This window comes from Allobosea sp. Tri-44, from assembly GCF_004123845.1.
GTDB lineage: Bacteria > Pseudomonadota > Alphaproteobacteria > Rhizobiales > Beijerinckiaceae > Allobosea.
The window spans coordinates 1-13,132 of the sequence record NZ_NBDP01000039.1; the positions used below are offsets into that span (position 1 = coordinate 1).

Sequence of the window (13,132 nt, forward strand, 5' to 3'; positions counted from 1 at the left end):
GTCCCCTTCCCGTCTGGCGCCGTGGTACGCCCCCCGCCCTCCTTGCACGGACCGTGCTGGTGGCGACTGGCGTCCAAGACCGCCGTCTCCCGATGAGCGTGGAGCTGCATGCAGAAGCTTTGCGCCACGGCCTCGTCCGATACTGTCCAATCTGCGATGGTTTCGAAATTTCCGGCCGTAACGTGGGCGTCGTCGGCTCAAATGACCACGCCATCGATGAGTGCAAATTCCTGCGTAGCTATACTAACCGGCTGTGCTTGGTTTTAGACCGGGCTGGGGGCCTGACCCCGTCCCAGCACAAAGAAATGGCCGCAATCGGCGTCCTGGTTGCCCCAGGACCAGCCGTCGCGTTTGAGATCGAACCCAGCGGAATCAGCCTAGCTTGCGGAGCGGGGCGACTGTGTTTCGAAACGATTTATGCAGCGCTGGGCTCCGACTCCTGCTCGGGACTGGCGCGCGACGTTGGCGCATGTCTGTCGGCTGAGGGGTGCATCGAGACCGACCGTCACCAACGTACGAGTGTCAAAAACGTCTATGCTGCGGGAGATGTTGTTCCGGGCCTAAATCAAATTAGTTCTGCGATCGGGCAAGCAGCAGTCGCGGCGACGGCAATCCGGAATGATCTGGCTCAAGAGAAGCTGCCTTTGTGGGGCTGAGCGGCGCAGATATCAGCTTAGTTTCCCCTCGGTTGAGGTGCACAAGCTGCTCATGCCCCTCACCGCTCATGTGGCCGGCGCCGGGCGGGGGCCGGAACTTCCGCCCTTGCACGCGGTTTGGGAGTCTTCCTCACCTCGCCCGGAGCGCAATCATGGCCAGCGAACCGAAGACCCTCAACGACCTTTTTCTGGATACCCTCAAAGACATCTACTATGCCGAGAAGTAGATCCTGAAGGCTCTGCCGAAGATGGCGAAGGCCGCGAGTTCGCCGGAGCTCAAGCAGGCCTTCGAGAAGCATCGCGACGAGACCGAGACCCATGTCGATCGCCTCGCCGACGTGTTCGAGATGATCGGCAAGGCGCCGCGCGGCAAAACCTGTGACGCCATCATCGGCATCATCGATGAGGGCAAGTCGATCATGGCGGAGTTCGAGGGCAGCCCGGCTCTGGATGCGGGCCTCCTCGCAGCCGCCCAGGCCGTCGAGCACTACGAAATCTCGCGCTACGGCACGCTGAAGGCCTGGGCCCAGCAGCTCGGGCTCGGCAATGCCGCTAAGCTCCTCGACCAGACGTTGACCGAGGAACTGAGGACCGACCAGGCGCTGTCTCAGCTTGGCGAGAGCAAGGTCAACAAGCAAGCCCAGCCCAAGGCTGCTTGACCTCTGGCGGCTCCGGTTCGCCGGAGCCGCACTACACTGGAGGTCGCCATGCCGGACAAAACCGATCCGATTTCCAATATCGGCCAATCTTCGTTCTTCACACGGTTTTCGCAGACAGTAGCCCGCTATGCCGGCAAACCCGCCACAGCTTTCATCGCCCTGTCGGTCGTGATCATCTGGGGGCTGTCTGGCCCGATCTTCGGCTTCAACGACACCTGGCAGCTGGTGATCAATACCTCGACGACGATCATCACCTTTCTGATGGTCTTCGTGATCCAGAATAGCCAGAACCGTGATACAGCGGCGATGCAGATCAAGCTCGACGAGCTCCTTTCAAAAGTCGAGGGCGCGCGGGAAGAACTGATGGACCTCGAGGAGCTCGACGAGGAGAAGCTCGCGACTATTCGCGATGTATGAAAAGCGGGCTGCTATCGCGCGCGGCCAGCCAGGCTGCAGCGTACCAGGACTAACGTGAGCGCGGCTCGGTCAGCGGATCAACCTCATCCAGGCGATGCTCGTTCGTCTTCCCAATTCACGCGTCTGTCACAGGCCGCGGCGCGATGGTCCAGCCCCTCGCCGGTCCTCTTCGCCGCCCTCGGCATCCTCGCCGTATGGCTGCTGGCCGGCCCTTGGCTGGCGTACAGCGCCTCCTGGCAGCTCGTCGCCAGCACTGGCTTTACCATCATCACCTTCCTGATCGTCCAGACCAGCCAAAACCGGGCGATGACGGCGATTCAGATCAAGCTCGACGAGTTGATCAGTGCAGTCCACGGCGCAAGGGACGAACTCTTCGACCTCGAGGATCTCGACGAGGAAGAGCTGGAGCGGCTGCAGGCGAAGTTCAGCCGTCGCGCGCGGCGCAAATGCTCCGACAGCCCTCCTGGTGAGGAAGAGAGCCATGGGTAAACGGTCCTGGCGCTCTCGCGCGGTCGAGGCCCTGCCGGGTTCGGGCTTGCCAGAGCTCCAGGAGCTCTCGCAGCGGCTCGTGGTGGAGCTTGCCCATGCCGGGCTCAGGGTCGCCGTCGCCGAATCCTGCAGTGCCGGAGCTCTGGCCAACAGTCTGGCGAAGGCCGAAGGCGCCGGCGACGTCCTCTTCGGCGGCTTCGTGACCTATCTGCCGGAGGCCAAGACCCGAATGCTCGGCGTCCCGGCAAAGTTGATCGAAACCCATTCGGCGGTGTCACGCCCGGTTGCACGCGCCATGGCGGAAGGCGCCCTTGCGAAGACCACCGCCGATCTCGCGCTGGCAATCACAGGGGTGACCGGCCCGGTCCCGGACGACCGCGGCAATCCGCGAGGCCGGGTCTACATCGCCGTAGTCACGAGATCGGGTGACGGCATCGACTGCCATTGCGAGTTCGGCGCGTTCCCGCCCGCGGTCCTGCTCGATTCGGCACTGCGGACGGTGCTGTCGCTCGGACTCGACGCCTTGAAAACCTGTCTGGTGCGCGAAGGTCTAGACTGAGGCACAGGCGTCATCTTTCGAACCAATCGAACTGACGGGGCGCAGCGGAGTTGAAGGCTCACAGCACGGGAGCTTTCCGATGAACGCGATACGCGAACACAGCCGTTCGGTCTGGATGGATGTCGAGGTGGCGGCCGATGCCCAGCCGCTATCCGACGATGCCAAGACCGACGTCGCGATCGTCGGCGCCGGCATTGCCGGCCTTTCCATCGCCTATGAGCTCATGCGTCGCGGCCATTCCGTGCTGGTGCTGGACCGCGGGCCGATCGCCGGCGGCATGACCTCGCGGACGACGGCGCATCTCGCCCCGATCTGCGACGATTCCCTCTCGGAGCTCTTGTCGATGCGCGGCGCGGAGCTGGCGCGTGGCTTTCAGGCCAGCCAGAGCGCCGCCGTCGACCGGATCGAGGCGATCCAGCGCGAGCTGGGGATCGACTGCGAGTTCCGCCGCCTGGACGGCATCCTCTTCCTGGACCCGAAGAGCGAGGCGTCAGTCCTGGACGACGAAGTCGAGGCCGCCGCCGAAATCGGCGTCACTGTCGAACGCGGCAACGGACTGCCGCTGCAAACCTTGGAGGACCGGCCGTACCTGCGCTATTCCGAGCAGGCGACCTTCCACCCACTCAAATATTTGCAGGGGCTTGCCAAATCCCTGACGGACCAAGGCGGCAAGCTCCATCCCTACTCCGCGGTGGAGGAGATATCGGAGGATGGGAGCGGCGTTCGCATCAGGCTTGCTTCGGGCAACACGGTCGAGGCCGCGCATGTTGTGGTCTCGACCAATTCTCCGATCCACGACCTCTTCGCCCTGCACACCAAGCAGGCGCCCTATCGCACCTATGCCATGGCTTTCGAGATCGAGCGTGGCGCCTTGGCGGACGCGCTCTACTGGGACACCGAAGACCCCTACCACTATGTCCGGCTGACCTCGCGAAGCGACGGCAAAGATATCCTCATCGTCGGGGGCGAGGATCACAAGACCGGCGAGGCAGACGATGCGCCGGCGCGCTTCGCCGCATTGGAGTCCTGGATCAGGACGCTGATCCCCGACCTCGGTCGCGAACTCCATCGCTGGTCCGGGCAGGTCATGGACACGCTCGATTACGGCGCCTTCATCGGCCGGGAGGCGCAACGCGAGCGCACCTTCGTCACCACGGGTGACTCGGGCCAGGGCATCACTCATGGCGTCGTCGCCAGCCTGATCATCCCTGACCTGATCGAACGAAAAGAATGCCCATACGCAGCCGTCTACGAGCCGGCCCGGAAGCCGCTGAAAGCGGCGGCGACGTTCTTGAGCGAGAACGCCACCGTCGTCACCAATCTGGCGGAGTATCTTGCGCCCGGCGAGCTTAGCTCCGTCGACGAACTCCAGCCCGGCCAAGGCGCGATCATCCGGGACGGTCTCGACAAGATCGCCGCCTATCGTGCGGAGGACGGCACGCTGCATCAGTGCTCGGCCGTCTGCACGCATCTGGGCTGCCATCTGCAGTGGAACTCCCTGGAGAGGTGCTGGGACTGTCCCTGTCACGGCTCGCATTTCGCGCCGGACGGCAGCGTCCTCAACGGACCGGCTATCGCGCCCCTGGCGCGCGTCGAGCCGAGCGGTTCGTGAGGCTCCCCAGTCCCGGAAAGGACGCAACAGCGGAGGCGATCCAATGATCCACCACGTATCGGTCGGCACGAACGACCTGCCCCGCTCTCGGGCCTTTTACGACGCGGTGTTGGCGGTCCTCGGCCTTCGCCTCCTCAACGGTTCGGCGGAATCGGCGGATTACGGCGTGGGCGCGTTTCTGTTCAGCGTGGAAACGCCGGTCGACGGCAAAGCTGCCACGGCCGGGAACCGCGTCCACCTCGCCTTCGCGGCGGGCCGCCGGGCGATGGTCGATCAGTTCTACCAGACGGCGCTGGTCCATGGCGGCCGCGACGCCGGCGCTCCAGGCCTGCGCCCACGGTACGACGCCAACTTCTATGGCGCCTTCGTGCTCGACCCGGACGGCAACAAGATCGAAGCCGTAACCTATTCGGCCAAGTAGACGAGGCCTCCGGGGACCGATGACGGCCTGGCCGACCCAAATGCGCGAGCATGTGTAGTGCCACCACGACGGAGAAAGGCCCATGAATGATCGGACCTGGGAGGCGCACGTGTTCCGTTCGATTCTGAACATCCTGCTTTCTGGCAGCTCCGTCAGCCTGGCGACGAGCATCGCCCTATCGCTGCTCGCGAGGGCGGAAGGTGGGTCTGCGGTGCAGCCGGTCAATTCCACGAGCCACTGGTATTGGGGTGATCGGGCGGCCCGCTCACGCCGAATGGACATGCCGCACACGGTCGTCGGCTTCGTCACACATCACGGCGCTTCGCTGTTCTGGGCCAGCTTCTACGAGTTGCTGCGTCGCTATCATCCGCGCCGCGCCGCGCTGGGCGATGCCGCCGCCATCTCGGCTCTGGCGGCTTTCGTCGACTATGTCGTCGTCCCCAGGCGCCTAACGCCCGGCTGGGAGAAGGTGGTCAGTCCGCGCGCCATCGGCATCACCTATATCGTCATGGCGCTCGCGCTCGCCGCATCGCCTGCCTGGCGGGGCAACGGAGACCGGGCGCAATGAGCACACCGGCCGGCCGGATCCTGCTGGGCGCAATCGCGGGATTTGCTGCCACGCTGCCCATGACCGTCGCGATGAGGCGCCTGCACCGGTCGCTGCCGGTGCAAGAACGCTACCCTCTGCCGCCACGCGAGATCACGGAGGGCCTGCCCAACGCGAACCTGCCCGCCTCGAGCGCGACGCTGCTCTATCATTTCCTGTACGGCGGCGCGGCTGGCGCCCTGTTTGCCGGCCTGTTCCGACGTCCCGGCGTCGCGGCGGGATCGGCGTATGGGGTTTCGGTCTGGATCGCGAGCTATCTCGGCTGGATACCGGCGAGCGGCATTCTTCGCCTCGCCACGAGCCATCCTTCCCGCCGCAACGCCTTGATGCTGACCGTCCATCTCGTCTGGGGCGCTTGCCTGGCTGCCGGCCTCGCGGAGCTGGAGAAGGCGGAAGCCAACAGCTTTTCGCTGTCGCGGAGCCCACATCCTGCGCTGGAGGACCGTAAGGACGACGATATCCCGATGGCGCTCCTCTAGCCGGACAGCGACAGGCTCGGTTTGGCGATCATCAGCCAGAGGATGGCGAGGATGGCGCCGAACGCCGCAAAGCCGAACGCGAACCAGATCCAGAACAGCCGATAGTACGCCGCAGGCAGCGGTGTGCCTGCGGCATCTGCCGTTTCCGCCAGATCGCGCATCCGCATCTGCAAAAAGACCACCGGCAGCCAGAATCCGCCGATCACCAGATAAAGGATGGTCGACAGGACGATCCAGCCCTGGGTCAGCGGGTAGCCGACCTCGCGCGCCAGCAATAGCCCCGAGATCGGCTGCGCGACGACGGCGGTCGCGGTGAAGAGGAAGTCGGCCGTGACCACGGTGCGCGCGACACCGGCGATCTTCGTCGCATTGCCCGTGCGGTGGGCCATGACCATAAAGAACGCGATACCGGCACCGGTGCCGATCAGTACGATGGCGCCGAGCACGTGGACGAACTTGAGGACGAAATAGGTCATCAGCGGTCCTCCAGCGTGGCAAGCGCGACGAGGAGGAGCGCAATGACGGGAGCAATCTTGAGCAGCGGCGCGAGCGGGTCGAGCCAGAGCCATGGCGTCAGGATCGTCCCTGCCACCGCATAGAGCAGCGAGACCACGATACCGGCGAGGAGGGCCGGTCGGGTGGTGCGGCGGAAGGCGATGCCGAACCCGATGAGCAGATCGACGATCCCGCCGCCGAGGACGACGAACGCAGCGGCCGGGCCGCCCAGCTCAGGCGCGATCAGGCCCAACCCCGCCGCATAGCCCGGCCCCAGCGAAGCGAGGCCGGAGCCGATCCAAAACAAAACGAGGCTGACGAGGACCACGGGCTTCAGGAGATATAGACGCGCGAACCAGCCCTCCTGCACCGAGGCGGGATGCATTGCCAGCATATCGGTGATCGACTGCGGCGTGATGCCGGTCAGCCGGCTCCAGTCAGAGAGATCGCCGACGGCGCCGCGCGCAATTTCACGCTGCGCCGTGGAGCGCACGGGTGGACGCCAGCCGAGCCTCGCTGCGAGATCGCCCAGCCTATAGACAGTTCGCGCCAGCCACGCCGGCAGGCCGACCTCGAGCGCCGGCGAGAACCCGAGCCAGCGGCGATATCTCTGGACCAGCTCGACAAAGCTCATCGCCTCGGGGCCGGCGATCTCGACGACAACGTGGCCTGGCGTCGCCGGATCGACGAAATGGACGGCAGTCGCCACAACGTCGTTCAGACTCACAGGCTGGAGCGGCGCGGTATCGGGCATGACGGGCAGAACCGGCAGGGCCGCGAGGCCGCGGATCAGCGCGCTGGCGCCATACGCCGGCGCTCCTAGCACGACCGATGGGCGCAGGACGACCCAGTCCAGATCGCTCGCCATCAGCGCTGCATCGCCTGCGAGCTTGGTCCGCGAGAACTCCGTCGGCGTGGCCCGATCCACGCCGATCGCGGAGAAGTGGACGACACGGCGCACGCCGGCGGCGCGGCATGCTGCAAAGAGCATTTGCGGTCCCTGGTCATGCGTTCCAGAGAGCCGGTCCACCGGGCCGCTCTGCAGCGCGCCGGCGCAGTTCACGATAGCATCTACCCCAGCAAGATGGCGGGCCCAATCCTCCGCACGCGCTGTGGCGACGTCGACGCGATCCCATTCCACCGTCGGCAGGCGATCTGAAGCAGGAACAACGTCGCGGGCGATGCCCATCACCGCATGCCCGCGCGCAGCCAGCCGCGCGGCGATATGAGAGCCGATCAGCCCCGTCGCGCCTATGACGAGAATCCGGCTCATGGATTGGCAGTTCCGCTGAACGCCCCATGCATGCAAGGGCAACGCTTCGCCCATCCAGCGGTTCAAATACGTCGCAACAACGAGAAGGCGCGTGGTGACCGCAGCGAACGTCGCACTAAAGTCTCGGCGAAGCTCACGCTGCCATATTGGCCTTGTTGCCCTCCAATGGCACGGACCTTGAACAGCATCCTGGTCGAGTCATTGGGTTGCGTCAGAGTGACACAAAGTAGTTCCCCATCGGGATACACGCCCGAAGAACGAGCTAGAGAACTCATCGATGGGTTAACGACGACGTTGCATTCGTCGTTGACTCCGATTGTTCTTACCAATCGGGACAAGGCTCTGGCTCAGGCCACGTTGGCCTTCTCGGCGGCTGAGCACGACGCTATCGCGGCGGTGGGAAAAATGTTCGATCGGCTCGCGAGTTCGGGCGTCAGGACGATCTCGACTGAGAAGGCGGCCGAGCTAATCCATGAAATGCTCCACGAACCTGAAATCCCAGACTGACCGTGCAAAGCACCGTCTGCATCGACCTCGCCACCGTTGAGCAAACACCGTATTTTGGAGGAATGAGATCGATCCTTTTCCCCGCCGACGAGCGTGACGACTGGTCCGCTGAAGTCGAAATGCGCGTTGGATTGGTTGGCGAATTTGATTCAGAGTTGATCCCCCGCGGCGGCGTTGCGCATTTTTGTTCAACCTCGCCTTCTCGCTTCCCGAGTCGTTCCACGACCACAAAGCCACGTCCCGCGTGACGATCCCGCGGGTCGAAATCCTCGCCACTGAGCAGGTCGCGAAAGCGATCCGCCTGGGAACGATCGGAGAAGCAGCAGACCCGGTAGCGATGCCGACCATCCGTGACCTCGTGCCCTCGCTCGCACACCGACGACATCGGGCCGCTTGATGGCATGTGGCCGAGATGCTGGCCGTCATCGGTCCGGATCGCGACTTGGTAGGGCCAGCCCTGATCGATCGCGTTTGGTGAGAGCTCGCCCTTGCGCCTCATGGCTCGTCCTCGCCCTGAATGGGGCGGGCCCCGGCCGAGAACAGCCCCCGCAGAAAGCCTTTCGAGGTCGATCGATCACCGTCGCGAGCGAGTTCTGCGAGGTCTAGCAGCAGCGCCCTGATGGCAGCGCGCTCGCCGCCGTGCTCAGCGATCGTGTCGTCGATCTCGCTCTCCAACTCCGCCATAGGCGACGAGTCCGGCCAACGGGCGGCTGACATGAGTTTCGTTCTCCATATAAGAACATAAAGAGAACAAATATGCTTCTTGAGTCAAGCCGACCGGGCGTTGCATCGCTGGCGCCTATACTCGCTGACGGGCGTGGAGCGCCGGCCGACACCTCCTGCCGCGCCGCCCAACCACAGTCCAATTATCCAGGGCCGCCCAGTGAGATAGCAGGCCCGATTTCAGCGATCAGCCGGCGATTGGCCGGAACTCAAGATCGCTGGAAGACGTTGGCTGCATGGGTTCAGAAACGTCACGCCAAGGCAGTCCAGCATTTTGGAACGCGTAGCCACAAAGAAGCATCGCGAACGGAGCTGGAAGACTGCTCCAGAGATTCGCGCCATTGCGCGGGATCTCGGATTTATCGGATTGGGCGTTTCGCTGGCCATCCTGCTCAACCCTCGCTCCCTTCACAGCAAGACCTCGAATCGAGAAGCGAACGACCAGGCGGCTCGTCGATCGGCGTCGCGCAGCGGCGCTGACGCCGCCTCGCCGACAGAAATTCCACTGCTCGGATGGTATGAGATCGCGAAGAGAACTTTGCACGAAGTGAGCCATGATCGCGTCTTGGCGGTCGCGGCCGGGGTCACCTTCTATGGTTTGCTCGCCCTGTTTCCGGCGCTCGCTGCATTCGTCAGCCTATATGGGTTAATCGCAGCGCCCGAGACGGTGGTCGAGCAGCTGACGGTGCTGGGTGGCATTCTCCCCACTGAGGCCTATGACCTCGTACGTGGCCAAGCACTGAAACTGACCAGCGAAGCCGACCGCAAGCTCGGATTCTCGCTGGCGATCAGCCTGCTTCTGTCGGTGTGGAGTGCCAATGCCGGGATGAAGGCGGTCTTCGACGCCTTGAATGTCGCCTATGGCGAGGACGAAAAGCGGGGCTTCATAGCGCTCAATCTGGTGTCTCTCGCCTCCACGGCAGGCGTTCTGCTATTCGCGCTGTTTAGCGTCCTCGCAGTGGTCGCCGTCCCCGTGTTGCTCGATCGGCTCTACCTTGGCGATATTGCCGAGCCGCTTATCAGCGTTGGACGCTGGCCAGCGCTTGTGCTCGTCCTCACTGCTGGTCTGGCGGTCCTCTATCGCTTCGGCCCGAGCCGGGATCAGCCCCAATGGCGATGGGTCAGCCCGGGTGCGCTAATGGCGGTCATTGTCTGGATCGTCGCGTCGATCGGCTTCTCCTGGTATGTCGCCAATTTCGAGGAGTACGACAAGACGTACGGCGCGGTCGGAGCCGTAATCGGTCTGATGATGTGGATGTGGATCTCGGCGACGATCATTCTTGTGGGCGCCGAACTCAACGCGGAGGCTGAACGGCAAACGTACGAGGATACAACCCGCGGTCCCCCGGCGCCGATCGGGCTGCGCGGAGCCGATGTCGCCGATCGAAAGGCGTGAGGGCCCGTCCTAAGCTTTGGTCAAGCGTCACGTTTAAGGAACAACAACGCCAGCAAACTTCCTGAGATTGTTGCGCGCGCCCTCAGAAGCCGTCAACGGACACGCTCTCCCCGAGGATCGTGTGCCAGCTGCACGAGGGGGTACTCATGGCAGCACATTCCGGATCCAAGACCGTCATCTATGCGGCGATTGTCGGCAATCTCTTGATCGCCGTGACCAAGTTCATCGCCGCCGCCTGGACCGGCAGCTCGGCCATGCTGTCGGAAGGCGTTCATTCTCTGGTCGATACCGGCAATGGCTTGCTCCTGCTCTATGGACTCAAGCGCGCAGCCAGACCGCCCGACCTGACCCATCCCTTCGGGCATGGCCGCGAGCTCTATTTCTGGAGCTTCGTTGTAGCGCTCCTGGTCTTCGCCGTCGGCGCCGGCGTTTCGTTCTATGAAGGCGTGCGCCACGTCCTCGAGCCTCGTCACGCAACGAACCTGACGACGAACTATGTCGTCCTAGGCGTCTCGTTTCTTTTCGAGGGCTACACTTGGCGCGTTGCGCTGAAGGAGTTTCGTGCCGCCAAGGGCTCGCTCGGCTATTATGCGGCGGTTCGGCAAAGCAAGGACCCCAGCGTCTTCACCGTCCTGTTCGAGGACACAGCGGCCTTGCTGGGTCTGCTCATCGCTTTCCTCGGCATTACGGCTGCAGCCTATTTCGAAAGACCTGAACTCGACGGCCTCGCCTCGATCCTGATCGGCATCATCTTGGCCATGACAGCGGTCCTCCTCGCTCGCGAGAGCACGGCTCTGTTGATGGGTGAGGCCGCTCTGCCGCATGTCCAGGAGGAGATCCTCGCGGCGGTTCGCGGTGATTCGGACGTCGAGCGCGTCAACGGCATAACCACGGTCCATCTCGGGCCGGATCAGATCGTCGTGGCGCTAAGTCTTGAGTTCAAGGACGACCGCTCGACCGCCGACATCGAGGCCTGCGTCGAGCGGATCGAGGCAAAGCTCAGCGAGGGCCGCAGCGACATTGCGACGGTGTTCATCAAGCCTCAGACCTCGGCAACTTGGCGCGAGCGGCGCGCCGAGCTCGCTCAGCATTCCTCGCTGCACAGGGGCACGAAGGGTTGATAGGGCCAAAGCTCGTGGTCCTGTGCGTCTTCGGCGAGTTGGGCGATGTCTGAGCGCAACATTTCCCGCGAGCCCGGGTTCTATCCAAACGCATCCCATCCAAGAGGATTAGGAACCTTCGGCGCTGCCCGGCATTGAGCCGGCAAGCCCACCTACCAATAGCCATGGAGGATGCGATGACTACGCGAAAGCCAGGGCGCGATGACACTGTCGGCCAACCGCGCCGAGCCTCCGATAGTCGCCCACGTCCCGACTCCGGCACACCGACAGATCGTCAGCCGCCTCGCCGGGATGGCGCACCGCCGCAAAGCTCGAAAGGCGAGCGAAAGCCTTCTGAATCCTCCAGCGCACTCGATCCCGGACGGCCGTCGAAGGACGATTGATCCGATAATTTCTTAGGATGCGCGATGGCAATCGCGCTCTCATGCGCCCGTTTCGCTGTGCGGGGCGCTGACAGGTTTGGATTCAGGCGAGTTTTTGAAGCGCAGGAAGATGGACAACACAACCAGGACGGCAGTCGATAGGAATTCAGACTGCCAATTTTGAAAAGACTCGAACCAGAATTGCGCATCGCTCAGATACGCCAGGGGCGTTTTGATTTCCGCGTTGTGAAGCAAAGCTTCCCGGTTTGCGGCAGCCGCGCTGGCCAGCCAGTGAAGCACGAAAGACGCTACGAAAAGGACGGCCAGGACAAGGCCGAGTGAGTGCGCGTATAGCCAGCCCAACACCAGACTTTTCCGGCGCCATTTGTCCGGCAAGGCGTCGCCTTCCCCCTCCGGCTCATCCGGGTCTCGGGATTCCGCCGACCCCCGTTGAAACAATACCGCCGTGAGCATGACATAGGCCGACATCTGCAAAAACTCGCTCTCCCAGTTTTCGAAGAGCGCCGACAGAAATGAGCCGGACGAGATATACGCCAGCAGGTCCAAGGGGGCTTGGCCGTGCTTTGCCAGCAGGTCGTTTTCAACCTTAAGCCCGGACGCCACCATGCCGACAATGCACAGCGCGGTGACGGTCACCAGCGTGATGGTCAGGCCGTTATCGCGCAAGAATCTCATTGTCCGCTCCCCGGGTTCGGACTGCCAACGGCCGGGTGCAGCAATGGTTCACTCTCCCACGCCGTCATTTGGAAATCGCTGCCAGTTGGCCTCCTCCAAATGGTTCCTGGCAAAGCGGAACTGATATGCGAGGCCTTCGTTAGGGATGCACGCCAACAAGCGGAGGATCCCATGGCAAGCGAACCCAAAACCCTCGACGATCTCTTTCTCGATACGCTCAAGGACATCTATTACGCCGAGAAGCAGATCCTGAAGACGCTGCCGAAAATGGCCAAGGCGGCGAAATCCCCCGAACTCAAGCAGGCGTTCGAGAAACATCGCGACGAGACCGAAACCCATGTCGAACGCCTCGGCGAAGTGTTCGAGGAAATCGGCAAGGCGCCTCGCGGCAAGACCTGCGATGCGATCCTCGGCATCATCGAAGAGGGCAAATCGATCATAGAGGAGTTCGAAGGCAGCCCTGCTCTCGACGCCGGCCTTCTAGCGTCGGCGCAGGCCGTCGAGCACTACGAGATCACGCGCTACGGCACGCTCACCGCCTGGGCAAAGCAGCTCGGCCGCGCCAACGCCGTCAAAATTCTACACCAGACCCTTACCGGCGTACTCAAGCCCGCAACACCGACCTCGCACCACGGCCGAAGCCACGACAAAACGACTGCG

16 protein-coding genes and 1 pseudogene are annotated in these 13,132 nt (G+C 63.3%); 12 read left to right on the forward strand and 5 right to left on the reverse strand.

Annotation, left to right across the window (positions count from 1 at the left end):
- The first annotated feature begins 53 nt into the window (after positions 1 to 53).
- The 9 genes and pseudogenes from B6S44_RS30205 (at position 54) to B6S44_RS22900 (ending at position 5,899) form a co-directional block, all read left to right on the forward strand.
- Positions 54 to 656 (forward strand): NAD(P)/FAD-dependent oxidoreductase, encoded by a 603-nt coding sequence (locus tag B6S44_RS30205; RefSeq protein ID WP_465246137.1) that lies wholly within the window; start codon positions 54 to 56, stop codon positions 654 to 656.
- Between the two features lie 152 nt (positions 657 to 808).
- A pseudogene (locus B6S44_RS22865) lies at positions 809 to 1,315 on the forward strand (YciE/YciF ferroxidase family protein).
- Positions 1,316 to 1,363: 48 nt separating this feature from the next.
- Complete coding sequence (locus B6S44_RS22870) at positions 1,364 to 1,732, forward strand: low affinity iron permease family protein (protein ID WP_129159201.1); 369 nt, start codon at positions 1,364 to 1,366, stop codon at positions 1,730 to 1,732.
- 54 nt (positions 1,733 to 1,786) lie between these two features.
- Positions 1,787 to 2,221, forward strand: coding sequence for a low affinity iron permease family protein (locus B6S44_RS22875; RefSeq protein WP_164985927.1), 435 nt, complete (start codon positions 1,787 to 1,789; stop codon positions 2,219 to 2,221).
- The gene (locus B6S44_RS22880; protein ID WP_129159203.1) at positions 2,214 to 2,780 is read left to right on the forward strand and encodes a CinA family protein; all 567 of its coding nucleotides are present in this window, start codon (positions 2,214 to 2,216) and stop codon (positions 2,778 to 2,780) included. The genes B6S44_RS22875 and B6S44_RS22880 overlap by 8 nt, the downstream gene beginning before the upstream one ends.
- A 79-nt stretch (positions 2,781 to 2,859) precedes the next feature.
- Positions 2,860 to 4,392: an FAD-dependent oxidoreductase gene (locus B6S44_RS22885; RefSeq protein ID WP_129159204.1), complete on the forward strand. Its 1,533-nt coding sequence runs from the start codon at positions 2,860 to 2,862 to the stop codon at positions 4,390 to 4,392.
- A 43-nt stretch (positions 4,393 to 4,435) separates the two neighbouring features.
- Positions 4,436 to 4,813: a VOC family protein gene (locus B6S44_RS22890; protein WP_129159205.1), complete on the forward strand. Its 378-nt coding sequence runs from the start codon at positions 4,436 to 4,438 to the stop codon at positions 4,811 to 4,813.
- 109 nt (positions 4,814 to 4,922) lie between these two features.
- Positions 4,923 to 5,381 (forward strand): hypothetical protein, encoded by a 459-nt coding sequence (locus tag B6S44_RS22895; protein ID WP_248309725.1) that lies wholly within the window; start codon positions 4,923 to 4,925, stop codon positions 5,379 to 5,381.
- A complete protein-coding gene (locus B6S44_RS22900) occupies positions 5,378 to 5,899 on the forward strand; it encodes a hypothetical protein (RefSeq protein WP_206735228.1) in 522 nt (173 codons plus the stop codon). Before B6S44_RS22895 ends, B6S44_RS22900 begins: the two co-directional genes overlap by 4 nt.
- Here B6S44_RS22900 and B6S44_RS22905 read toward each other — a convergent pair.
- The 4 genes from B6S44_RS22905 to B6S44_RS22920 form a co-directional block, all read right to left on the reverse strand.
- Positions 5,896 to 6,375, reverse strand: coding sequence for a DUF2269 family protein (locus B6S44_RS22905; protein ID WP_129159207.1), 480 nt, complete (start codon positions 6,373 to 6,375; stop codon positions 5,896 to 5,898). The genes B6S44_RS22900 and B6S44_RS22905 overlap by 4 nt on opposite strands.
- Positions 6,375 to 7,667, reverse strand: a complete 1,293-nt coding sequence (locus tag B6S44_RS22910; protein WP_129159208.1) for an SDR family oxidoreductase — start codon at positions 7,665 to 7,667, stop codon at positions 6,375 to 6,377. Before B6S44_RS22910 ends, B6S44_RS22905 begins: the two co-directional genes overlap by 1 nt.
- Positions 7,668 to 8,100: 433 nt before the next feature.
- Entirely contained in the window at positions 8,101 to 8,673 is a 573-nt protein-coding gene (locus B6S44_RS22915) for a hypothetical protein (protein WP_129159209.1), read from the reverse strand.
- Entirely contained in the window at positions 8,670 to 8,891 is a 222-nt protein-coding gene (locus tag B6S44_RS22920; protein WP_129159210.1) for a hypothetical protein, read from the reverse strand. Before B6S44_RS22920 ends, B6S44_RS22915 begins: the two co-directional genes overlap by 4 nt.
- A 373-nt stretch (positions 8,892 to 9,264) precedes the next feature.
- Between B6S44_RS22920 and B6S44_RS22925 the strand changes: the two genes are divergently transcribed.
- Positions 9,265 to 10,293, forward strand: a complete 1,029-nt coding sequence (locus B6S44_RS22925) for a YihY/virulence factor BrkB family protein (protein WP_248309726.1) — start codon at positions 9,265 to 9,267, stop codon at positions 10,291 to 10,293.
- A 146-nt stretch (positions 10,294 to 10,439) separates the two neighbouring features.
- Complete coding sequence (locus B6S44_RS22930; protein ID WP_129159211.1) at positions 10,440 to 11,414, forward strand: cation diffusion facilitator family transporter; 975 nt, start codon at positions 10,440 to 10,442, stop codon at positions 11,412 to 11,414.
- 422 nt (positions 11,415 to 11,836) lie between these two features.
- Here the strand turns inward: B6S44_RS22930 and B6S44_RS22935 are convergent, their stop codons facing one another.
- Complete coding sequence (locus B6S44_RS22935; RefSeq protein WP_129159212.1) at positions 11,837 to 12,472, reverse strand: DUF6766 family protein; 636 nt, start codon at positions 12,470 to 12,472, stop codon at positions 11,837 to 11,839.
- 171 nt (positions 12,473 to 12,643) lie between these two features.
- On the opposite strand from B6S44_RS22935, the gene B6S44_RS22940 reads away from it, so the two are divergent.
- Positions 12,644 to 13,132: YciE/YciF ferroxidase family protein (locus B6S44_RS22940; protein WP_164985928.1), on the forward strand; the 489-nt coding region annotated here is incomplete at its 3' end.